This is a genomic window from Corticicoccus populi, from assembly GCF_042686195.1.
In the GTDB taxonomy this organism is placed as follows: Bacteria; Bacillota; Bacilli; order Staphylococcales; family Salinicoccaceae; genus Corticicoccus; species Corticicoccus populi.
In genome coordinates, this window is sequence record NZ_JBHUOQ010000004.1 from 516,249 (window position 1) to 539,594 (window position 23,346).

The 23,346-nt window shown below is 41.4% G+C and carries 21 protein-coding genes and 1 pseudogene; 13 read left to right on the forward strand and 9 right to left on the reverse strand.

All coding sequences use genetic code 11. From position 1 onward, the window contains the following. Nucleotides 1–414: 414 nt before the first annotated feature. Genes ACFSX4_RS12140 through ACFSX4_RS12150 form a run of 3 tightly spaced genes read right to left on the reverse strand, consistent with a single transcriptional unit; the run spans nt 415 to nt 3,627 of the window. Complete coding sequence (locus tag ACFSX4_RS12140) at nt 415–1,035, reverse strand: CadD family cadmium resistance transporter (RefSeq protein WP_046791364.1); 621 nt, start codon at nt 1,033–1,035, stop codon at nt 415–417. Continuing rightward, nucleotides 1,032–3,266, reverse strand: coding sequence for a heavy metal translocating P-type ATPase (locus ACFSX4_RS12145; protein WP_377775219.1), 2,235 nt, complete (start codon nt 3,264–3,266; stop codon nt 1,032–1,034). The genes ACFSX4_RS12140 and ACFSX4_RS12145 overlap by 4 nt, the downstream gene beginning before the upstream one ends. After that, nucleotides 3,259–3,627 carry an ArsR/SmtB family transcription factor gene (locus ACFSX4_RS12150; protein ID WP_377775221.1) on the reverse strand — a complete coding sequence of 123 codons (369 nt, stop codon included), beginning with the start codon at nt 3,625–3,627 and terminating at the stop codon, nt 3,259–3,261. Before ACFSX4_RS12150 ends, ACFSX4_RS12145 begins: the two co-directional genes overlap by 8 nt. Before the next feature lie 1,592 nt (nt 3,628–5,219). Here ACFSX4_RS12150 and ACFSX4_RS12160 point away from each other — a divergent pair. Further along, nucleotides 5,220–6,374 (forward strand): annotated as a pseudogene (locus ACFSX4_RS12160) (IS3 family transposase). A 19-nt stretch (nt 6,375–6,393) separates the two neighbouring features. On the opposite strand, the gene ACFSX4_RS12165 reads toward ACFSX4_RS12160, so the two are convergent. After that, nucleotides 6,394–6,924 (reverse strand): GNAT family N-acetyltransferase, encoded by a 531-nt coding sequence (locus ACFSX4_RS12165; protein WP_377775225.1) that lies wholly within the window; start codon nt 6,922–6,924, stop codon nt 6,394–6,396. A gap of 157 nt (nt 6,925–7,081) precedes the next feature. Beyond that, a complete protein-coding gene (locus tag ACFSX4_RS12170) occupies nt 7,082–8,062 on the reverse strand; it encodes an aldo/keto reductase (protein ID WP_377775227.1) in 981 nt (326 codons plus the stop codon). A 207-nt stretch (nt 8,063–8,269) separates the two neighbouring features. On the opposite strand from ACFSX4_RS12170, the gene ACFSX4_RS12175 reads away from it, so the two are divergent. Beyond that, complete coding sequence (locus tag ACFSX4_RS12175; protein WP_377775229.1) at nt 8,270–9,004, forward strand: MBL fold metallo-hydrolase; 735 nt, start codon at nt 8,270–8,272, stop codon at nt 9,002–9,004. 21 nt (nt 9,005–9,025) lie between these two features. Then, nucleotides 9,026–9,628 carry an FMN-binding negative transcriptional regulator gene (locus ACFSX4_RS12180; RefSeq protein WP_377775231.1) on the forward strand — a complete coding sequence of 201 codons (603 nt, stop codon included), beginning with the start codon at nt 9,026–9,028 and terminating at the stop codon, nt 9,626–9,628. 42 nt (nt 9,629–9,670) lie between these two features. On the opposite strand, the gene ACFSX4_RS12185 is transcribed toward ACFSX4_RS12180, so the two are convergent. Next, nucleotides 9,671–10,507, reverse strand: coding sequence for an alpha/beta fold hydrolase (locus ACFSX4_RS12185; protein WP_377775233.1), 837 nt, complete (start codon nt 10,505–10,507; stop codon nt 9,671–9,673). A 198-nt stretch (nt 10,508–10,705) separates the two neighbouring features. Here ACFSX4_RS12185 and ACFSX4_RS12190 point away from each other — a divergent pair, with 198 nt between their 5' ends. Then, on the forward strand, nt 10,706–11,479 hold the full coding sequence (locus ACFSX4_RS12190; RefSeq protein ID WP_377775235.1) for an SDR family NAD(P)-dependent oxidoreductase: 774 nt from the start codon (nt 10,706–10,708) through the stop codon (nt 11,477–11,479). A gap of 85 nt (nt 11,480–11,564) precedes the next feature. Here ACFSX4_RS12190 and ACFSX4_RS12195 read toward each other — a convergent pair whose 3' ends face one another. Further along, nucleotides 11,565–11,903, reverse strand: coding sequence for a hypothetical protein (locus ACFSX4_RS12195; protein ID WP_377775237.1), 339 nt, complete (start codon nt 11,901–11,903; stop codon nt 11,565–11,567). Between the two features lie 210 nt (nt 11,904–12,113). On the opposite strand from ACFSX4_RS12195, the gene ACFSX4_RS12200 reads away from it, so the two are divergent. The 3 genes from ACFSX4_RS12200 (at nt 12,114) to ACFSX4_RS12210 (ending at nt 15,580) form a co-directional block, all read left to right on the forward strand. Continuing rightward, on the forward strand, nt 12,114–12,959 hold the full coding sequence (locus tag ACFSX4_RS12200; protein ID WP_377775239.1) for a DUF368 domain-containing protein: 846 nt from the start codon (nt 12,114–12,116) through the stop codon (nt 12,957–12,959). A gap of 226 nt (nt 12,960–13,185) precedes the next feature. Continuing rightward, nucleotides 13,186–14,526: an SGNH/GDSL hydrolase family protein gene (locus tag ACFSX4_RS12205; RefSeq protein ID WP_377775241.1), complete on the forward strand. Its 1,341-nt coding sequence runs from the start codon at nt 13,186–13,188 to the stop codon at nt 14,524–14,526. Nucleotides 14,527–14,674: 148 nt separating this feature from the next. Next, nucleotides 14,675–15,580 (forward strand): macrolide 2'-phosphotransferase, encoded by a 906-nt coding sequence (locus ACFSX4_RS12210; protein ID WP_377775403.1) that lies wholly within the window; start codon nt 14,675–14,677, stop codon nt 15,578–15,580. 112 nt (nt 15,581–15,692) lie between these two features. Here ACFSX4_RS12210 and ACFSX4_RS12215 read toward each other — a convergent pair whose 3' ends face one another. Next, on the reverse strand, nt 15,693–16,460 hold the full coding sequence (locus ACFSX4_RS12215; RefSeq protein ID WP_377775243.1) for a M50 family metallopeptidase: 768 nt from the start codon (nt 16,458–16,460) through the stop codon (nt 15,693–15,695). A 223-nt stretch (nt 16,461–16,683) separates the two neighbouring features. Between ACFSX4_RS12215 and ACFSX4_RS12220 the strand changes: the two genes are divergently transcribed. Together ACFSX4_RS12220 and ACFSX4_RS12225 are read left to right on the forward strand one after the other, a co-directional pair. Beyond that, nucleotides 16,684–18,423 carry a pyruvate oxidase gene (locus ACFSX4_RS12220; RefSeq protein WP_377775245.1) on the forward strand — a complete coding sequence of 580 codons (1,740 nt, stop codon included), beginning with the start codon at nt 16,684–16,686 and terminating at the stop codon, nt 18,421–18,423. Between the two features lie 187 nt (nt 18,424–18,610). Then, nucleotides 18,611–19,642: a M42 family metallopeptidase gene (locus ACFSX4_RS12225; RefSeq protein ID WP_377775247.1), complete on the forward strand. Its 1,032-nt coding sequence runs from the start codon at nt 18,611–18,613 to the stop codon at nt 19,640–19,642. Between the two features lie 85 nt (nt 19,643–19,727). On the opposite strand, the gene ACFSX4_RS12230 is transcribed toward ACFSX4_RS12225, so the two are convergent. Beyond that, nucleotides 19,728–20,174: a helix-turn-helix domain-containing protein gene (locus ACFSX4_RS12230; protein ID WP_377775249.1), complete on the reverse strand. Its 447-nt coding sequence runs from the start codon at nt 20,172–20,174 to the stop codon at nt 19,728–19,730. Nucleotides 20,175–20,505: 331 nt separating this feature from the next. Here ACFSX4_RS12230 and ACFSX4_RS12235 point away from each other — a divergent pair, with 331 nt between their 5' ends. The 4 genes from ACFSX4_RS12235 (at nt 20,506) to ACFSX4_RS12250 (ending at nt 23,223) form a co-directional block, all read left to right on the forward strand. Continuing rightward, on the forward strand, nt 20,506–21,222 hold the full coding sequence (locus ACFSX4_RS12235) for a DUF5058 family protein (RefSeq protein WP_377775251.1): 717 nt from the start codon (nt 20,506–20,508) through the stop codon (nt 21,220–21,222). Between the two features lie 32 nt (nt 21,223–21,254). Next, nucleotides 21,255–21,938, forward strand: a complete 684-nt coding sequence (locus ACFSX4_RS12240; RefSeq protein WP_377775253.1) for a small-conductance mechanosensitive channel — start codon at nt 21,255–21,257, stop codon at nt 21,936–21,938. 127 nt (nt 21,939–22,065) lie between these two features. Then, nucleotides 22,066–22,773 carry a TMEM164-related integral membrane acyltransferase gene (locus ACFSX4_RS12245; RefSeq protein ID WP_377775255.1) on the forward strand — a complete coding sequence of 236 codons (708 nt, stop codon included), beginning with the start codon at nt 22,066–22,068 and terminating at the stop codon, nt 22,771–22,773. 42 nt (nt 22,774–22,815) lie between these two features. Then, nucleotides 22,816–23,223: a hypothetical protein gene (locus ACFSX4_RS12250; protein WP_377775257.1), complete on the forward strand. Its 408-nt coding sequence runs from the start codon at nt 22,816–22,818 to the stop codon at nt 23,221–23,223. Nucleotides 23,224–23,346: the final 123 nt, after the last annotated feature.

Consider the following 23,346-nt stretch of genomic DNA (forward strand, 5'->3'; position numbering starts at 1 on the left):
CTCAAAATCTAAGTATCATATCCCTACATTTATGATATATAGTAACAACTTTAACTGTATATTATAAGCAGATCCTAAATAGACAACACTAGAGTGTCTCTTTCACCGATGAATTGCATATATTTTAAATACTATTTTGCACATACTACTTTAGAACCCAGCTTGTCTTCTTACGAAGACAAGCTGGGTTCTTTAATTATAATGCAAATTATCGTCTGAATTAGTGCAGAATAATTACGAAAGTGACAGAAGGGGTAACCGGATGTGAATCGGTGATTAAAGTTTAGCAGACCTTTGTCTTAAATCTGGGTGTGACTTTTGACTTTATTTTGCACTTATTTAAGTGATATTTTGCACTAAAATTAAGCCGATATCTCACATTAAAAGAGAGATATCGGCTTATAAAATTTTCTATTAAAATAGGAATGAGAACAGAGCGTTGAATGTGCCATTTTCAAATAGGATATAGATTCCTAATCCTATAAAGACGATTGGAACGATCCAACGTTCATATTTTTCGATTTTATCTGAAACAAAATTCAAGGAAGCCAATCGATAGCTGATTAGACATAGAACACCAACCATGATCATGAAAACAATGACGGCAATAATGATTTCCATCATATTTAAAGTCGTAAAGTACGGTATATAGATAGCGAAATCATCCGCACTGGAAGCCAGTACAATGAAAGTGACCGTTATGAATAATTGATTGAATCTGCCTGAAGAGAAAAGGGAGAGAATGTTGCCTTCATCTTCGTCTTCTTCACCTTGAATCCATATTTTTATACCCAGGTAAAGCGGCAGCAGTCCAAGCAGTCCGATTATCCATTGTTGGGGAACTAGATTAGCAACGCCCAATGACACCAGAAGACTCGCGAGTATAATAATGACTGTCCCAATATATTGTCCAATCCAGATATATTTGATCTGGTTCCTTTTCTTTATTTGCGAAAACAGAAGAATCAATATGACGAGATAGTCGATTCCTGTCGCTACATAGACGGCAGCAGCTGTAAATACCGTTACAATCATTTTTCCAACTCCAATATTTGGACATCAGTACTTTTATTTATCTGGGAAGAACCCAAGCTTAATTCATCTTCCTTCACACGCATAAGCCTCAAGCCATTCAAGGCCACCACTAAAGTGGCACCCATGTCCGAGAGAATCGCAATCCATAGTGTCAGCCATCCTGGGATGACCAACAATAGAGCAATCAGTTTGATTCCAATGGCAAAAGCGATATTCGCTTTGATGATGTTCAATGTTTTACGGCTAAGTTTGATGGTAAAGGGCAGTTTCCTCAGGTCATCGCCCATTAAAGCGACATCTGCTGTTTCAAGAGCGGTATCTGTACCGGCGCCACCCATAGCGATACCAACGGTGGAAGCTGCCAGCGCTGGGGCGTCATTGACCCCATCGCCGACCATGCCTACATGACGATAATCAGTTTTTAGTTGCTTGATTACGTCTAGTTTATCCTGCGGGAGCAATTCAGATTGAATATCTGTGACACCGACATGTGAACCAATCGCACGGGCAGTACTATGATTATCTCCCGTAAGCATGACTGTTTTTTCGATGCCTGCCTGATGCAGATTCTGGATTACCACTTTACTTGATTCGCGGACTTCATCCGCGACTGCAATAATTGCCTGAACTGTATTTTTCGTTCCTGCAACCATAACGGTCTTACCTTGTTCTTGAAGTGTTTTGACATCACTTTTAATTGCATCATTGAAATTAGCTGCCTCCATCTCTTCAAATAATGCCGGACTGCCAACGTAATACATTTCATTATTGATTTTGCCCCGTATCCCCTTGCCTGTAATAGAAGAAAAGTCTTCGACAAAGATATCAGAATAAGGAAGGTTATAACCGTCTGCCTTCTTTATAATCGCGGATGCCAATGGATGCTGGGAACGATCTTCCAATGCTGCGATGACTGCCAGCATTTCCTTTTCATCAATTGCATTGTCGATTAAACGATAATCGGTTACAACCGGGACGCCCTTTGTGAGTGTGCCGGTCTTATCAAATGCAATGGCCTTTAATCCACCCATTTCTTCGAGGTAGACCCCGCCTTTTATAAGGACTCCCTTCTTGGCAGCATTTCCGATTGCTGAAACAATCGCTATCGGCGTGGAAATTACCAATGCACATGGACAACCTACAACGAGAACCGCTAACCCTTGATACACCCAAGTGGACCAACTCGCACCGAAAAATAACGGGGGTACAATCGCAACCAGCACTGCGACACCCATAATGGCCGGCGTATAATATTTTGCAAATTTATCAACGAATGCCTGGGCAGGAGCACGCTCACCTTGTGCTTCTTCCACCAGATGAATGATTTTGGCAATGGTCGTATCTTCAACCAATTTAGTGATTTTAACTTCCAGTAAGCCTTCTTCGTTCAGTGTCCCTGCAAATACTTCATCATCGATCGATTTTTCAACCGGCACTGATTCACCTGTGATTGCTGCCTGGTTGATTGCAGAGTAGCCATTGACAATTACGCCGTCCATAGCAATTTTCTGTCCAGGCTTAACAATCATGATATCGCCCACAGCAATATCATTGACGTGCGCTGTCATTTCCTTTCCGTTGCGTCTGACAAGTGCCTCTTTAGGAGCAATATCCATCAATGAACTGATGGATTGCCTTGCTCGATCCATCGAGAAACGCTCTAACGCTTCGCTGATGGCAAACAAGATGACAACAATGGCGACCTCGGCCCATTCTCCGATGATGACACCGCCAATCACTGCGACTGTCATAAGGGTTCGCATATCAAATTCAAACCGGACTAAATTCTGGAGACCCATTTTCAGCATTGAAGCCCCTCCGACAATCATGGAAGTGATGAATAGCAGCGGTGTAAGAATATTGTCATCACCATCCACCAACATTGAAATGAAGCCAAAAGCGATAAATAGTAGCGAATAGAGCAGAGTGCTGTGCTTTTTATAAAATGGAACGGTTACTTCCTTTTCTTTTTTGTCTTGTCCACTTTCTTCTCGAGATTTTTCAGGCACCACTTTGAGGTTTTCAAATGCCCCTGCTTCTTCCAGTTCCTCAACCGTTGCAGAACCATATACAGAAATTTTTGATGCGCCAAAATTCACCTTCGCATCTTGAACTTCAGGTAGTTTCTTCACATTGCTCTCAAATTTCCCTGCACAGTTCGCACAGGAAAACCCCTGAACGCGGTAAACTTTTTTTTCTTCTTCAGTCAGCTCTGTAATCCCCTCAGACATTGGTCATCACTTCTTTCCTATGTATTAAAGCAATCGTCATAATTTCTTTAATATGCTGATCTTCCAGAGAATAGAACGCAAGTTTCCCTTCTTTCCTGAATGTGACGATGCCTTCTTTGTAGAGTGTGCGTAAATGATGAGACGCATTGGCTACAGTCACACCGAGTATATTTGCGATGTCACAGACGCATAGTTCCTCTTCCCGGCATAAGGAATAGGTGATTTTTGCCCTATTCACATCGGCGATAGCCTTAAGCATCTGTGATATACCAGCAATATCGACAGTTTGTAAATTCTCTTGCATCCGGTTAACCTTTTCTTCGTCATAACAAAAAACTTCACATGTTTCTTTATTATTCATACATACACCTCATCATTCAAATATTCGTTTGAGTATAGCATATCATCTCGTTTTTTTTATTCAAGTAGATATTTAAATAATAAATATGTATAAGTTTTTCTCGCCATATAAAGAATTTTCTGGAATAAAGCTGAAAGAAATTACGATATCATAAGTGAACTTTATTGTGATAAATAATTTATTCGTTCTTAAAAGTACACTTTTACGGACACTTCGAAAACATTTGGAATAGGTCAAAATGAGAGTCGTAAACATACTAAATTATTTTACGAACGTTCAATTATTTACATATACTTTTACGGACGATTTTCATTTGTAACTAGAAAAAGAGTCTTCCGCTCAAACAATTTGTAGATGTATTTTTCTCTCTTAAATTTATGTTTGATTAGAGTAGACCCTAAACACACAATATATGAATATAAATCATTTCTTAAAACTATTAATGCGATTCTTAGTAGTAGTTTAATTAAATCATTAACCTGCAAAGACATACTGTGAAAGTTTATTATAAATGATTTTCAGGGCAATAAAAGGGCAAACTATCTGGAAAAGGATAGCTTGTCTTGGAAATTTTTCTAAGAAAACAGTTAAAGAATGCTGTTTTAAAGGGATTTTTATTAATCCTTGCAAAGTGCCAGTAGTAGATTTTCATTGAGTGGGAATAAATTCTATAAATTACCGATGTTTAATTTTATGTTGATTCAGTATTTGTCTAAAGATAAAATGACAAAGTAAGCTGAAAAAATGTATTGATTTAATAAAGCAGACCTACTGTCTATATTCTCTATGGATATAGACAGTAGGTCTGCTTATTTTTGTTCTATTCAGTTTTTATTTATTTTTCTTTTTTCGTTTTAACGTTGATATGCTAGCTATAGTTACGCCAAGTACTGATATGAATATAATAAGTATAACTTCCAACTGTACCCCTCCTCATCAAAAAAGCAAAAATTGAATTATTTAAAATGATGTAGGATTACTCTATATTTAACGTATAACAAACATTTGTCCAATACAAGTAGTTCAACTTACGAAGATTTATGATGAAAAAGAGTGCCTGCTTTCTCTTTTTAAAATGTTTGATATGGCTATCTATTCTCTTTCAAAGGCATGGATGATGTCAATCAGTACAGGAACAACATCTTCCTTGGAATAATAAGTCTTGGATTTATTCTGTGTTTATAATTATGTGGATCATCTCAAAAAAGTATCTTTGGTCGTATGCTGCCTGATAACATATTGATAATAAAAATTGAGTTTAACCTCAAAGGTGGAAGAGTTATTTTTATAGTTACAGATTAAAAGAGAAGTTTGGGGGACAAAACATATTTATAAAAAAGAGGCGACCGTCGCAACAGTCAGCCTCAAGTGCATTCCGCAGAGATGCACCGTTATTTGTTTTCCATTTTACTCTGCACTCAGGTAATTATCAAGATTATTGATAAAACATTACATATCACCAATTTTCCCAACCTTAAATAAATCCTGTTGATATGATAAAGATGAAGTTAGACTAGAAAGTGGACACAGTAAATGGGGACAAAATCAGTTATACTAAATCCACATATTATTTACGAAAGGTGTTCATCTATATGGCAAGAGGTAGAAATTACGATAAGCAAGTGAAGGCAGAAGCAGTCAGTTTAGTGATTGACAATGGGAAGTCCATTGCGTCAGTGTCCCGTGAGTTGGAGATTCCGAAAAAGTACGATCAGCAAATGGATTGAGAATTATAAACACAATGGGACATCGGCATTTGTCGGCAGCGGCAATCTGACACCGGAGAAACAGGATGAGAAAGCATTGAAAAAGAGACTCCGAGACCTGGAGGAAGAGAATAAGATATTAAAAAATGCTATGCGCATCTTTACCAACGACCAGAAGTGATTTTTTCCTTCATCAAAGCGCACCGACACGAATTTAGTGTATTAAAGATGTGTCATGTCCTGGGTGTCTCAAAAAGTGGATATTATCAGTGGTTGAAGCAGCCCACACCGCCACAGAAGCAGCGAAAAGCCACACTGCAGCGTGAAATCAAAATGATTCACAGACAATCTCATGGCCGTTACGGCAGTCCGAAGATTACCATTCTGCTTCATAGAGCAGGATGGATCATGTCTGAACGGACAGTCACCCGTTATATGAAAGAGATGGGACTGCGTTCTAAAACTGTGAAGAAATATAAAGCCACAACGTATTCGAAACACAATCTACCCGTCTATCCGAATTTAGTCGATCAGAACTTCAAGGTCTCCCAGCAAGGAGCTGTCTGGGTATCAGATATCACTTATGTACACACCAAAGAAGGCTGGTTGTATCTGGCAACGGTGATGGACTTGTTTTCCAGGCGTGTGATTGGCTGGGCGATGTCCGACCGCATGACAAAAGACCTGGTCATCCAGGCATTGAAGCGCGCATTTCAGACACAGTCGCCGAAAGCAGGATTAATCCATCATTCTGACCGCGGGAGTCAGTATGCATCGCTGGGTTATCAAGCATTACTGCGTGAGAAATCCATCACGACCAGTATGAGCCGAAAAGGCAATTGTTACCACAATGCCTGCATTGAGTCTTTTCACAGTGTGATTAAGAAAGAATTAATTCATCACGAGAATTATGAAACCAGAGACATCGCTAAAATGAGTATTCTTGAATACATTGTGAGTTTTTATAATTACAGACGCATTCATTCGTACTTAGGCTATCTGTCACCGATTGAATTTGAAAAGTTATATGCAGGGGGATGAAAATATTTAAAATGAATACTTAAATACTAACATCAATTCTATTTAAATCACTGCAGGGTTTCCATTTATTGTGTCCGTATTCTTGACAGAAGTCCACAATATCGTCGGCCCATTGATTGTTCAGGAAGAATTCGTGCTTCAGCACTCCTTCTACAACAAAGCCGCTCTTTTTATAGAGGGCAACCGCAGCGGGATTCGTTGCGAGGACTCTCAGGGAAATTTTGTTGTAGTTCTCACCTTCGGCGTATTGAATGACCCACTTCAATAGTTGGGATGCGACCCCTTTTCTCCGTGCGGAAGGGGAAACAGCCATGCCGACAGTGAGGGAAAAGTTTGTGTTTATTCCCCTGTACATCTGAAATGCATCGATGAATCCGAGGACAGTACCATCCTCGACGGCAACAGCGACTTTTCTGTATTCCAAAGACTGTGCAAATTCTTCTGTAGACTGGTATGTAGTAATCATCGGTGTATTTGTGTCATTCCAAACTTCATTTTCCAGCGTCATGATTTGTTCGTAATCTCTTTCTTCAACCCAGCGAATATCCATTATAACCCTTCTTTCCCAATGTTTACTGTAATTATACATCAAAAGAATGTTTTAAGGGAAATCCAGTATGTGCTTTTTTAAATTCAGGGTTTAAAATAAAAATCCTGCCCCCTTACTGTCAGGGGTACAGGATTTTAAAATGATCCTTCATTTTATTTTAGTGTGCACCGACCACCGGATGGGGGACATAAGGTGCTTCTAAATACTCGATTTCTTCTGGCGTCAGCTTAATGGACAGTGCCGCGACGGGGTCTTCAAGGTGGGACATTTTTGTTGCGCCGATAATGGGTGCAGTCACAGGTTCTTTATGCAGCAGCCAGGCGAGTGAAATTTGTGCGCGGGACACATTTCTCTTCCCGGCAATCTCAGCCACACGTTCCACAATCACTTTGTCAGTGTCGGCTGTCGTGTCATATTTTGATTTCTGAACTTCATCTGTTTCAGAACGTTTTGTTGTCTCCGACCAGTCGCGTGTCAATCTGCCGGATGCGAGCGGACTGTACGGTGTGACGGCAATGTTGTCTTCCTTACACAGCGGGAGCATCTCTCTTTCGTCTTCCCGGTATAGAAGATTCAGGTGATTCTGCATCGATATGAATTTTGTCCATCCATTTTTCTCAGCCGTGTGATTTGCTCTTTGGAACTGCCAGGCATACATGGCGGAGGCACCGATATATCTCACTTTTCCTGCTTTTACGAGGTCATGGAGTGCTTCCATTGTTTCCTCAATCGGTGTATTGTAGTCCCAGCGGTGGATGATATAAAGATCAATATAATCCGTTCCGAGGCGCTCAAGACTTTTATCGATTTCCCGCATGATGACTTTTTGGGACAGGCCGCTTCCGTTCGGACCATCATGCGTCGGGAAATAAACTTTTGTTGCGATGACAATTTCATCCCGGTTGGCATAGTCTTTTAAAGCACGGCCGAGGACTTCTTCAGCGATACCTTCCGAGTAAACATTCGCAGTATCAAAGAAATTGATGCCGAGTTCGAGTGCTCTTTTAATAATCGGACGGCTGTCGGATTCATTAAGTACCCATGGATGAATCCATTTTTCCGGGTCGCCGAATCCCATTCCGCCTAAACAGAGGCGGGAGACATCGAGCCCGGTATTGCCGAGTTTTACATATTCCATTCATCATCATCTCCTATATAGTTCATGTAAACATATAGACTGATCTGCGGTAAAGTAAACATCATTATCCAGTCTCACTTGTTATGCCATACTTTATTTAATACATCGGGCGATATTAAACGTCTCCATTGATTTTCAGGGAACATATGAAATATGATTTAAGAAAGGATACTCAAGTTTAACTATAGAAATGGAAGGGTGAGTAAAATGAAGTGTACAGTCATTGGTATGTGGGGCGGCTTTCCTGAGGAAGATGAGCCGACATCAGGTTATTTAATTGAGAAGGACGGGTTTCATATTTTACTGGATACAGGCAGTGGTGTCGCAGCGCATGTGCAGAATTATGTTGAACTGAATGATCTTCATCATATTGTAATGTCACATTATCACTATGACCATTCGGTGGATCTTGGGGCATTTTTATTCGGCAGAATGATTAATATGTTTATGGGCCGGATTGATACAGAATTAAATATTTACGGTCCGGATGACCAGAAAATCATCGATCAAGTTAATGATGTGAAACTGAGTCGATTCCATCCGTATGATGCCGGCAGTCAGCTTAATATCGGTCCGTTTACTATTGAGTTCCACCGCAACAACCATCCTGTGGAAACGTATGCGATGCGTATAACAGATGATGAAGGGAAAGTACTGGTTTACACCGCGGATTCAAGCTATATGGACAGTCTCGTTCAGTTCTCTGAAGGGGCGGATGTATTAATTACAGAGTGTAATTCCTATGAAGGAGAAGATGCCGCAAGACTCGGTCATATGAACGCGGAAGAAGCGGGACTCTTTTCATCACGTGCAGGGGTTAAGCGGACGATTCTGACTCATCTGCCGCATTACGGTGATGTGAATGAATTGACGGAATCTGCAGAGAAGGCAGGGGCAGAGAATGTTGAACTTGCACAAGTGGATCAAGTGATTGAAATTTAACAGAAAATAAGGAGTAGACAGATGTATATACCAAAAGCATTTAAAATCAGGGATGAGCAGTTCAATCATGAAATTATCAATGATTACGGTTTTGCGACACTGTTTTCACAGCATAACGGTGAACCTTATGCGACACATATCCCCTTGATGCTGAGTGAAGATAAGACGTATTTATACGGACATTTTTCTGTTGCGAATCATCAATGGAAGGATATTGAAGGTCAGACGGTACTGGCTGTTTTTCAAGGGCCGCACAGCTATATTTCATCGTCGTGGTATGAAACAAACCGGTCAGTGCCGACATGGAACTATATTTCTGTACATGTATCCGGGCTGATAGAGATGATCGGCGGCCGCGAATTAAAAGAATCCTTAAGCCGTCTGGTTAATAAATACGAAGCGCCGGACAGTGCGTATCAATTGGACGAGGTCGATGACAGATATTTAAAAGCGATGAGGACGGCCATTAAAGGTTTCAGGATTAAAATCAGTAAGATTGAAGGCAAGGCAAAATTGAGCCAGAACCATTCTGAAGAAAGACGTTCAGGTGTGATTGAGAAATTGGAAGCTTCCAAAAAAGAAGATGAAAGAAAAATCGCTGCTTATATGAAAGAACTGATGTAAAAATCCCCGCCGTCCGGCGGGGATTTAGTGTAATTGTGTATATTATTTATTCAAAAATTTGAGCAGTGCATCGTTAAACGCTTCGGCATGTGTCACATTGAGTCCGTGTGAACCGCCTTCAATCAGTGCGAGTTCACTTCCGGAAATGGCTTCATGTGTCCGTTTTCCGCTTGCTTCAAATGGAACGATGGCATCTGAGTCTCCGTGGATAATCAGTGCCGGTACGTCAACTGCCTCGAGATCTTTTCTGAAATCCGTTTTACCGAAAGCAGCGATACAGTCGAGTGTACCTTTCGGGGATGCGGATGCTGCGATGTTTTTATTGTAAAGTCTGAGTGATTCACTCACGAGTCCGGTGTCCTCTCCCGATGCAAAAAAGTTATTTGTAAATCCTTCAAGAAAATCAAGCCGGTCTGTTTTTACTGCATTTTCAAATTCTTCGATTGTATCATCATCCAGCGCACCATCCGGATTGTCCTCTGATTGATAAAGGTACGGCGGGACTGCACCGGCAAATACGACGCTTTTGATTCTTTTCGTGCCGTATGATGATACATACCTTGCGACTTCACCGCCGCCCATTGAAAAGCCGACAAGTGTGACATGATTTAAATCAAGGTGTTCCAACAGCTGGTGGAGATCTTTGGTGAATGTATCATAATCATATCCATTCCAAGGCTGTGAAGACCCTCCGAAGCCCCGGCGGTCATACGTAATGACTCTGTGACCACTTTCTATCAAAGCGGGAACCTGATACTCCCATGACCGTCCGCTTAACGGCCAGCCGTGAATCAGGACCACAGGGTCACCTGAACCTTTGTCTTCATAATACAGTTCAATCGGTAATCCGTTTTCTTCTCCTACAGTGAGTACTGCCATTTTAATCTCTCCTTCAAATCATATAGTCGTTCCTGAATGAGTTCAGTATATTATTCCACGTTTATGGTTTCCCTAAACGTATCAAAGCAGTGGGATGAATCATTAAAGTCGTTTCAGTGTGCGGCAGATGACTTGTCTGTGATTAGCCGGGTTGATTACAATAGAATTATGAATGAACTATCAGAGGAGTGAATATCAGTGAATTTTGGTTATGAAGGAAAAGTAGCAGTGATTACAGGTTCCAGTAAAGGCATCGGACGTCAGACAGCAGAAGAAATGTTGAAGCTCGGTGCAAAGGTCATGCTTGTTGCCCGTAATGAGGAAAATCTGATTCAGACACGTGAAACACTTTCAGAATTCGGAGATGTCAGTTATGTCGTAAAGGATGTGAGTGATGCGGATGCGGGAGAGGTGATTGTCGAAGCAGTGATTCAAGCATTCGGCCGGCTCGATATTGTTGTTAACAACGCAGGAGGTGCATTCGCAGAGAACTTCGAAAACGTTGAAGCGGCGGACTGGCAGGGGGATCTTGACTTAAAAGTACTTTCGGCGATTAAGATGGTGAAGGCGGCACTGCCTTATCTAAAGGAAAGTAAGGGCAGCGTATTGAATCTGACTGCCGTTGCAGGTAAAGCACCTGCTGCAAATACCTCACCGACATCGGTATCCCGTGCAGCGGGTCTCGCTTTGACGAAAACGATGAGTAAGGACCTTGGTCAGCACGGCATCCGTGTCAATGCGGTCTGTATCGGACTCATCCGCAGTGACCAGATTGAGAAACGCTGGAAAGAAACGGCACCTGAGATGTCATGGGAGGAATTCGCAGTAACAGGACGTGATAATATTCCACTCGGTCGTATCGGGGACACTAAGGAAGCGGCGAATGTCATTACATTCCTGTGCTCAGACCTTGCATCCTATGTGACCGGAACGGCAGTGAACATTGACGGTGGTTCTGCAGCAGTTTTATAAAGTTGAATGTATGAATAAGACAGGCACCCGGTGATGGGTGCCTGTTTATGGTGGGGGATTCGCATATCTTTTGTGTTGAATCAATCTAGTATTCCAACTGTGCACGGTATAAAAGAAGCTCGTTGTCATTCCATTGTTTATACTGATAGCTGCGGATTTTTTTGTTGATTTCTTTCTGCTGCCTGCTGCCTTTTCCGAAAAAATTCAACATGCGGAATAATACTTCTCCGGTGACAGCAGTTGAACCGCCGGAGCCGAGGTTCGCCCCCATTTGTTCTGTTTCCGGAAGCGGCAGTTGTGTGTTTCTTTCAAATTCTTTCCTGAAATCTTCAGTAACGATGATATAATTTTCTTTATTTTCCAGTGCATAGAGCAGGTCTTCAGCAGTATTTGCACGGAAATAGCTGCTTTCTTCTGGATTCAAAATAATCACTTCCTTTCAGTTGAGTTATTTTTATATACCCTTAAACGGACAGTGCAAATAAAAATGATATTTCGGACTGTATATTACATATGCTTGATGTATTTATCTATGAATCATTTCAGGCGGGCATACAATTTCTTTCTTAATCATCGGATATTGTGTAGAATAAATTATCTTTATCAATCAGAAAAGAATAAGAGGTATATATATTTGAAAGAAAACAATAATAAAGGATTAATGAATTGGATTATTAAATTTTTAAAAGGGATGCTGATTGGATCCGGAGCCATACTGCCCGGAGTCAGCGGTGGTGCACTGGCAGCGATTTTTGGATTGTATCAGCCTCTGATTAATTTTTTATCGAATATCAGAAATAATTTTATAAATAATGTGATGTTCTTTCTGCCTGTCGGTCTCGGCGGACTGTTTGGATTATTTGTTCTTGCGACACCGATAGATTACGGTCTGCGCTTTTTCCCTGTCTTTGTACTATGGGGATTTATCGGTGCGATTGTCGGAACACTGCCGTCTTTATATAAAGAGGCAGGTCGTGAAGGAAGAGAGACTAGACATATTGTTATCACGATTGTAACAGCCGTGTTAATGTTTGCATTTTTAGTCTATGCTAATAATAACCTGAACATAGATATGGCTCAAAATACCGTGTCATGGCTGTTTGCCGGCGCAATATTTGCGAGCGGAATGATTGTTCCGGGCCTTAGTCCGTCGAACTTCCTGATTTACTTCAATTTGTATCAGCCGCTTACCGAGGGAATACGGACTTTGGATTTTTCTGTCATTATCCCGGTAAGTATCGGTGCTGTTGTGGTGGTGTTATTGTTCTCAAAATTGATGCGGAAGATTATGGATGTTGCCTATGCGGGCGTATTTCATTTTATCCTCGGTGTCGTTATCGCATCTACCGCAATCATTGCACCTGCACTGTCGCTGTATGAAGGTTTCGGTGTTATGGATTACATTCTGGTCGTTGTGATATTTCTCGCAGGTCTTCTGCTCGGCCGCTGGATGGGTAAGTTGGAAGAGCGGTATAAGTAATGGAATTAAAAGTGTTCCCGGCAGTCAGTTAGAATAAATTTTTTGCGCATATGTAAAAGGCATATGCGCATTTTTATGTTGTGATAAATGAAATAAAAATCCTTCGAAAAATCATTTTTCCAAGTATGTTATACTTAAAATTATGTAATTTTATACTGATTTATTCGGAAGAATCATTGATTGATATTATTTAACGAACAAAAAGTTCTAAAAATAAGGGGTAAAAATGAAAAATAAAATTTTAACCGGAATACTTTCTGCAGCTGCTTGTATTTTGACCGTGTCTTCTACTGCATCAGCAGAGCCGGCAGAAGGGTACAGTCCGGAAGACGGAATGTATATTAAGGCAGAAAATGAATTTTACTGGGAGGGCAGGTATTCCAATGACCGGGTATTCTCTGAGTATCTGGCAAATGAATTGGCCGGAGATTATGAAAATATAACTAACTATGCAGTCGGCGGTGCATTCTCGGGAGACTTATCAACTGGCGGTAATGAACATTCCAACTGGTCTGAGTGGATACACGGCTGGGGCGGTGTAGAACAGACAGAACGATTTCTCGATGATGTTAATGGAGAAGCAGATCCCGATGCTTTATATATCATCAGTATCGGAGGAAATGATGCTTATGCAGTGGAAGACCTTGGTGTTGAAACTGCTGCTGATATAACCAGTGATTATTCTCTTCAGATGGTACAAAACCTTGTGGAAAGTGGTGCCAGGCATATTCTCTTGCCGAACCGTTTTGTTGACGAGAGAAGCGGTCTTGAAGATTTTTCAGACATCAGAAATCAGCTTGTCGTCAATAAGATAGAAAATTATCTTGCGGATGAAAATACACCGGACGATGTTGAGGTGATATACGGTCATAATCACCAGCTGCGTGAAAACATTGATGAACAGGGTCCTGAAGCATTCGGATATAAGAGTATGGGATTCTACATGGTTTCAGACTGGGTGCCTGCTTACGGTTACGGACTTGCTGCTGAAGAAAACAGTGACATCTTCCCGGTGAGTGAAGCGGATGTGCAGGAAGGATATGGTGTTTATTCCACGGATAGTGATTACTACACGCCTGAAGCAGAGGGATGGAAACCGGATGATTTCTATACGTATGATGAGTATCATTTGTCAGGCAGAAGCAACAGACACATGGCAACCTACCTTTTGAACTCTGATATTACGACAGAGGAAGGGACTTTTGAAAAAATCTATAACGGACCAAAGAGTGATTTCGCAGCTGCGATTGAAGACGATAGAATTCCGTCTAACTTCTCAACAGTTTATACGTTCGGCGACAGCAGTATCGATATCGGACGCGGACTGGAAGTAACGACGCAGCTGGTTGAAAATAGAGATTCCGGCAAACCGAAGGAAGCATCATATATTATTAAATCCGGCGACAGCCTGTGGGGTATCGTAAGGGAGCAGTATTCCACGGAGGACGACGCGCAGACTTTGAGTATTGTTCAGGCGGTTGTGGAGGAAAACAATATCCTCCACCCGGATTCAGTGCATGCCGGACAGGAGCTTAAACTGCCGGATGCGGACGTTCCGGAAAAATAGAATGACACAGAACAATCATCCACGGAGATACTTTTCCCTGGATGATTTTTATTGATACACTGCCGTGTAATCACGTATTTCACACGGCGTGTTAAAATGACTTTAGATATCTGTAAGGTAATAAAAACAATGATTGTTGGAAGAGGTGATTGCTTTGAATACAAAAGAAGTGGTGACACTGGCTGAAACACACGGGCTTCATATAAAGGAGGATTCTATTCGTTTTAACGAGTCGGGACTTGATTTTCTTGTTGCTTTTGCGAAGGATGATGTGGGAGAGGACTGGGTACTCAGAATACCGAGACGCAGCGAGGTCATGGAACGCAATGGTTTTGAAAATAAGGTGCTTGAACTGGTGCATCAGCATGTCTCTTTTCAGGTGCCGGTCTGGTCTGTTTATGAAAATGACTTAATCGCATACAGAACACTTGAAGGTGTCCCGGCGGGTACCATTGATCATGAAATCCAAAATTATGTCTGGGAGATGGATATTGAAAACATTCCGGAATCACATTTTCAAACGCTTGCGGGCGTCCTTTCCGAACTTCATAATATACCGGAAGAAGCGGTGAGGGGTGCAGGGCTGCCGGTGTACAGTGCAAAAGAGGCAAGGGAATCGATGCGTGAGCGTATTGATAAGGTGAAAGAACGGTTTTATGTGGCGGAGCATTTGATTGAGCGCTGGCAGAACTGGTTAAATAACGATGCGTTGTGGCCTGAAAAGACAGGATTGATGCACGGAGATCTTCATGCCGGTCATACGATGATAGATGAAAAGGCTGATGTCACGGGTTTAATCGACTGGACCGAAGCTGCATTTACGGATATATCCAATGATTTTGTCTTTCAGTACAAAGCATTCGGAGAAGAAGCGCTGGATAAAGTCATTGATTATTACCGGGAAGCGGGCGGAATCTACTGGCCGAATATGAAGGCACATATTATTGAGCTTGACGCAGCCTACGCTGTCGCCGTCGCAGAATTTGCGATGGCTTCAGGACTTGAAGAGTATGAAAAAATGGCGGAAGAAATCCTCGGAAGAGACCAGGACTGACGCATTTTAAAATCATAACAGCATTATTTTTATCAATAAGAAGCGCCTTTTGTGGAATGACAAAAGGCGCTTTTGTTAAAGGCGGATATTTGGACTGTATAATCAGTACTTATTAGAGGTTCAAAGCATGTGTGACAAGCTGAAATGACTGATACATACTCCATATCGAAATTACTGCCCAGACAAACCACCATATTGTGGCTGGGATATAAGTCAGCTGTCTCATGGCTGTACCATCCCACTCGATGCCGCCTTTAAAGTTAATTTTCGCAGTGATGATAATGCTTTGAATCATCTCTCCGAGAAGGAGGCCGAGTATAATACTGTAGAAGGTATTAATGCTGCCTGCTGCAAATCCTGAAGATGAAGTGATGATACTGAAGCTGCCTATAATCAACAGGATAATAATCAGTATAGGCAGCCATTTCTGTGATGTGTGCCAAAGGTAGTACAGGAACATCAAAATCAGAATACCGATAAATATGATACTGTATCCTTGAACCGCCAAAAATACACCGGCAATAAAAAAGAGAGGCGGGAAGCTGTAGCCGGCAAATGTAATGAGTACGCTCGATAGCCAGTTTCTGCTGCCGGTTTCTGCAAATCCCTGCCGGCCTTCTCTCATCTGTCTGTCAGGTGTCAGTACCATATAAATATTACCAACAGATCCTCTTGTTACTGTAGCCATCACGGCATGGCCGATTTCATGAATCAGAATAGGTATAAAACCTGTGATAATACTGAGGTGTGCAATTATTTTATTATGTCTTCTGCCGTGAAGAAATATATAAATGACAGCCGTCAGAAGAATGATCCAGGGCGTGACTGCAGTGAGTGCGGGACTCATCAGAAATACCCCGGCTGATTGAAGCATTGACATTGAAAATCTCCTTTTTACTACATATAGAAGTATAAGTGCATATATTATATAACAAAAATGCAGATCAGGCCTTAAATGACTATTACAATCAATGAAGTCCTGCTTGTTTTCTACAACAGCCGCAGCTTTACTTCTGTTTCACACTGTGCCGTTCGTGGTATATAAAGCATAAGGGATTTTTATAGAACGACATAATATTGAAAGTAAGAGCGGAGGAAATGAAGTGCCAAAGATAAAAACAAATTTCGAAGTGATTCAAGCATTGAAAGCCTGGGATATTGACCATGTGTACGGTATTCCGGGTGATTCCATTGATGCGGTCGTAGATGGATTGAAGGCAGCGGAAGATGAGATTGAATTTTATCATGTAAGGCATGAGGAGGTTGCGAGCCTGACGGCAGCGTCCTACACTAAACTGACCGGTAAGATTGGTGTGGCGCTTGCGATTGGCGGTCCGGGGGCTGTTCATTTATTAAACGGGATGTATGATGCCAAAATGGACAACGTACCGCAGCTGATTCTCGCCGGCCAGGCGGACAGTGATGTGCTTGGTACGAAAGGGTTCCAGGAGATTAATCTGCCGCGATTGTTTGAAGACGTTGCGGTGTATAATAAGCAGATTACAGAAGATGATAATGTATTTGATACTGTTAATGAAGCGATTCGGACAGCATATACTAAAAAAGGCGTTGCGGTACTGACTCTGCCGAACGATCTTTTGACAGGCAGAACAAAAACAGATGGCGATTGTACTGTTGATACGTCGCGTCCGGAACTGCCTGTTGTGGATGATGCGTCAGTGCAGGCAGCAGGAACTTTATTGAATAAAAGTGAGAAACCTGTAATGTTAATCGGCCTTGGTACAGCGGGAGCAAAGGACGAGGTCAGAGAATTCATCGAAAAAGTGAAGATACCAACGATATTTACGCTTCCGGCAAAAGGAATACTCCCGGACAGTCATCCGTATAATATCGGAAACCTCGGAAAAATTGGAACGAAGCAGGCATTTAATGCGATGAAGAATGCGGATTTATTGATTCTTGCAGGAACCAATTATCCGTATGTCGATTACCTGCCGGATAAAGATATTCCATGTATTCAGATTGATGTGGATCAGTCAGTGATGAGTCACCGCTTCAATGTGGATGTTCCGCTTCTCGGCGGTGCTGCGGACACATTGAAAAGGTTAAAAAACAGTGTCGATGAAGTCAGTCAGCGTGAATTTCTGGACGATGTTTTAAAACAGAAGAAAACATGGGATAAGTGGATGCAGGAAGATATGGAAAATGAAGGTTCACCCATCCGTCCGGAACGTTTAATAGCTGAGATTAACCGTCATACCAATGATGAAACGATATTTTCAATTGACGTCGGCACGTCAACTGTCTGGTCGACAAGGTATTTGAATTTAGCGACATCCAACCGATTTATCATATCCAGCTGGCTCGGCACGATGGGGTGTGCACTGCCCGGTGCGCTTGCTGCGAAAATTGCACATCCTGAAAAACAGGCGGTTGCGATTTCAGGAGACGGTGCATTCCAGATGGTAATGCAGGACTTTTTAACCGCAGTTCAGTACGACCTGCCGATACTAATTTTTGTCCTGAATAATCAGGAATTGTCCTTTATCAAGTATGAACAGCAGGCAGCGGGTGAACTCGAATATGCGATAGAATTCAGTGATATGAATTACGCGGCATTCGCTGAAGCGTGCGGTGGTGTAGGCTATACGCTGACCGATCCGGAAGATATCGGTACGATAGTGACCAAGGCATTCGAACAGAAAAAGCCGACCCTTGTGAATGTGTATGTTGATCCGAATGCAGCACCATTACCGGGTAAAATCACTAAAGATGAAGCGAAAAACTTCGCTAAATGGGCGTATCGTTCAATGAAGGAAGATAAGAAGTTAGACCCGGAAGATATACCGTCTATTAAGACATCATTGAGACGGTTTTTGTAACACTGTGATATATCGGGAACGCTCAATTCAAACAGGATTGAGCGTTTTCCTTGTAAAGAAGGAAGTATATATTATGTTTTCTTTTAATGAATGTACGAAGACATTGAGGTACTATTATAATATGATTGATAAATATTTACAGGGAGGAATAAATAAAACAGCCCAACAAGCTGTTTTATTTTAAAAAATGACATTTAAAAAAGACGATACACTAACATTTTTAAAAGATTTACTATCTATCAACAGTCCGACCGGTTATACAAAGGAAGTCACAGCTTTTCTAAAAAAAGAAATCGAGGAAATTGGATTTAAGTCGGAAACAACACCGAAAGGCAACTTGATTGTCCATGTTGATGGTGAGGATAGTTCAGTGACACGTGCGTTAAGCGGTCATGTGGACACGCTTGGATTAATGGTACGTTCAATCAATGATGACGGGACACTTTCTCTCACAAAGCTCGGCGGGCCGGTAACGGCGACCCTTGACGGAGAATACTGTGACATTATTACGCGGGACGACACAGTATACACAGGCACTATTTTATCAAAATCCCCTTCCGGACATGTATATAAAGATGCCGGTACAAGAAGCAGGGATGTTGATGATTTAATGGTGAAAATCGATGAACGGGTGGAGAGTAAGGAAGATGTGAAGGCGCTCGGTATAGAAAACGGGGATTTTGTTGCGTATGATCCGAAAGTTTACATCACAGACTCTGGATTTATTAAATCAAGATTCCTCGATGATAAAGCATCTGTCGCAGTATTGGTCAGTATTTTAAAGGAAATCAAAGCGGGCGGTATCACGCCGAAGACCAGTCTCAAATTCATTTTTACAGTGTATGAAGAGGTTGGGCATGGTGCGTCGTGGATTCCGGAAGATATTACTGAACTTCTGGCAGTGGATATGGGCTGTATCGGACTCGATCTTGCATGTACGGAATATGATGTATCCATCTGTGCAAAAGATTCATCTGGTCCGTATGATTATGAGTTAACCACATCATTGATTAATCATGCGAAAAATAACAGTCTGAACTATGCAGTGGATATCTATCCGATGTACGGAAGTGATGCCTCTGCTGCGCTAGGCGGCGGTGCCAACATTAAAGCCGCTTTAATCGGCCCCGGTGTTGCGAGCAGTCACGGCATGGAACGTACACATGTCGATGCCTTGGAAAACACGTTTAAGTTAATCGAGAAATATATAGAGAACTAAGTGTATGAAATATAAAGCAGGGACCGGAACATTTCCGGTCCCTGCTTTAGTGTGAAAGAGAGAATGATGTATTTTCTGTAACCAGCTATTTATAACTTTTTCCTGCTGTTTCATATGTGAGCCAGCTTAACAGTAGAAAAACAACCGCAACAGTGCCCGGCAGACTTCCTTGGAGAAATGGGAGAATATCGCTGCCTGTCGCAAGTTCTAATCCTCTTAATCCAAAATTCAGGATTAATAATATTAACCCCGCCAACCCGATTAATTCTCCAATATTAAAGAGAACGGGATGTTTTAATTTTTTTCCGTCCTTTATAATCTGATCTTTCAAAACATCATCTCTTTTGAGCAGTTCATCGACAGTGATATTAAACAATTCACTGAGTTTAATAAGTGTTTCAATACTGGGGTATCCTTTTTCACGTTCCCACTTTGAAATAGACTGTCTGCTGATATTTAATTTTTCTGCAAGTTCTTCTTGTGACAGATTCAGCTTTTTCCGCTCTGTTTTTAATTTGATATGAAATTCCATCATTCTGCCTCCTTCATATATTGAATGTAAATGATTATCTTTCTTGTGGTCAGAATCTATAAGTGGCATGGTGTAACGAATCAGTTGCGCAGCTGTGTTTTTTAGAATAACGCTGGTATAACGCAGCGTCAGAAGTTATTATTATGAAATTATTATATCAGTACAGTATGTATTCGAATAAAAAAGTAAGCGTTTTAAAAATTAAAGAATGTTCATTTTATTCTGATTATTATTGTATAGACAGGTAAAATATTATATGATACTAGATAAAATCTTATAGATATGGATTTTTTATTTTAATTGTACATATAAGATTCAGAGGAGGAAATGTATGTCGGAGGAAGTTTTAAGTATCGCAGGCGACGGTGTGGTTTGGATGATCGCCTTATTAGTCATTTCTTTCGTTATTTTTCAGGCGATTATTTTCTTTAAAATTGCTAAAGATGCTGCACCTGCAGCGGGACTTAGTAAAACAGAAGTCGTGAGGGCGGCAAGAACAGGATTTATCAGTTCACTCGGACCCTCATTTGGTATTGCGATTGTGATTATTTCTTTAATTTCGATTATGGGAGCGCCTGTCACATTAATGCGTATCGGTATCGTTGGATCTGCAGCAACAGAAACAGCGGCAGCGCAGATTGGAGCGAATGCTTTCGGAGTTGAGCTGGGCGATCCGGACTTTAACGCACAGGCGTTTACGACGATGGTATGGACGATGTGTTTAGGCGGTATGGGATGGCTCGTATTTACATTATTATTTACCAAAACACTTGGTAAAACCGAGAGAGTGGTCCGCAGAAGGAATCCAAAAGCTATGGCGGTTGTATCTCTTGCAGCTATGCTTGGTGCATTCGGCTACCTGCTTGCTGAACAGATGGTCAGCGGTCTGAACTATGCGGCATCCGGTGTCTTTGCACTTGCTGTAATGGTGACATTGATGATTGTGTCTGACAAATGGAATATCAGCTGGCTCAGGGAATGGTCTCTTGGGATATCAATGGTATGCGGGATGATCGGCGGCTCGGTATTTACAACGTTATTTTTATAGGTGTTCTATTTTAAAGGGAGTGGAAATTTAATATGAAAACAAATACAGAGATGCATATGGAGGCCGGGATGAAGGCTTTTCATGAAAAATCGCATTTTTGGGGGAGGCTGACATTATCACTGGTAATCATCGCCTCACTGGCGTTACCCTTATACTTATCTTTTATTGTCGGTGCACATCCGGGCTGGGGCCCGATTCTCTCAGGATTCATTGGATATGCAGCGTTTATCGGAGTACTGTGGTTTATTGAGCCTGTTACATATTTCCCCGTGCTTGGGATTGCAGGGACATATATTGCGTTCTTATCAGGAAATATCTCAAACTTATGTCTGCCGTCATCTTCTGCCGCCCAGAAAGCTGTCGGAGCAGAGCCGGGGACTGAGAAAGCTGAAATCGCCGGTGTTCTCGGGATTGCATCCGCATCACTCACAAATACTGTAGTGATTCTTGCGACGGTTGTCGGCGGGGTGTATATCATCGGGCTGATTCCTGAGTCTATACAGTCTTCATTTTCCTTTGTGCTGCCTGCGATTTTTGGAGCGGTACTCGGACAGTTTGCGTTTAAAACACCAATGTATGGTGTACTTGCGATGGTACTTGGGATACTGATTTTCTTCTCACCGATCCCAAGTCTGTTAAAAATATTATCCTGTGTCATACTGACAGTCGCAATGATATATTATTTGGAGCAGCGGAAAGAGAAGAAACAATCCTGATTAATATGTTCTTGAACAATCGTTCCGTCAAAATATAAATTAACTGTTCAAGGTCCAGCATATTGATAGAAAGAGATGACTTTTGAAATCGGGCTGTGGTTTAATGAAGTAAACAAGAGGTGAGAAGATGGACGGGTTTTTCAGCCGTGTACCGCCGGTGATTGATGTTGGAAGTACAGAACACTTTATATATCTTGCCTTAATTATCGGCCTGCTCGCAGTCATAGTGTATTTCAGGGATTATATTAGACACCATAAGGGCGTCATGACTGCAGTATTGATTACAGCAGTCATTCAGCGTGTGCTGAGCAATAGCTATTACATTTTTTCAGCAGGCTACCCGATTGATGAAGCACTGCCTCTTTACATATGCCGCCTCGTCTGTCTGTTCATCATTATTCAGTTTTTTATCAGAAATAAATGGCTCGACCAGGTGATATTTTACTGGGGTTTATTTGCCTATGGATCATTTATCTACCCGGTGGATATTTCAAGTCCTGTACATATTACGGGGATTACTTTTGTCATTCTGCACGGTCTGATTATAGTATTTCCGTTAATCAGACACTACACCTCAGGATTTGTACCGGATCTAAAGGGTGCAGTGATATCTGCACTCTTATTTGCGGTTTACATGCCGCTTGTTTCGGCATTCAGCAATATGGTCGGCGGCAACTATTTCTATACGAACGAGCGGCCGTTCCTGCATAACATGGGTGATATGAATTACTTTATGTTGAATCTGTTTGGGGTGTGTACAGCCTTTATTATTATCGGTCTGATGTTCAGCGTTCTTTCCCGTAAGTTGAACGACAGGACAAACAGTGGACTTTAAAATATAATGGTAACAGACAATCAATATTTGGGAGGAATTACGATGCATTCAATCAATTTAATGGATGCTTACGTTATTGAAACGTTAAGAAGTCACGGCGTGAGTAATGAAACAATTTTAGAAGAAACAAAAAATAAGAATACAGAGACATTCCAATCTGTTAAAGAAAATATGGATTTTACAACTCTGGAATTACTTGAAGCGTCAGGAAATCTTGAAAGTATTCTAAAAGAAGGCTATCAGGTGACATTCCTGACATCAAACGGACTGAAGAACTTAATTCGTATGAAGTACGATAAAAAAGCGGATGAGGATTTCACGTTTGATGATTTTGTAGTCAGAGGTCTTGAAATTTCTGATGACGAGACAAAAGAGCTTGAAGCACTGCTGTCACAAAACTGGAATCTGTCAAAAGATGAAGACGGGGTTACGATTGCACCTGTCAGTTAACTTGAAGCCTCAGGGAGCCCTGAGGTTTTTATTGTGCAGGAAAGAAGTATAAAAATGAAAAACTTTAATGATATCTTTTGAACAAATGATGTGCACATGCTAAAGTAATTTATCATACTGACT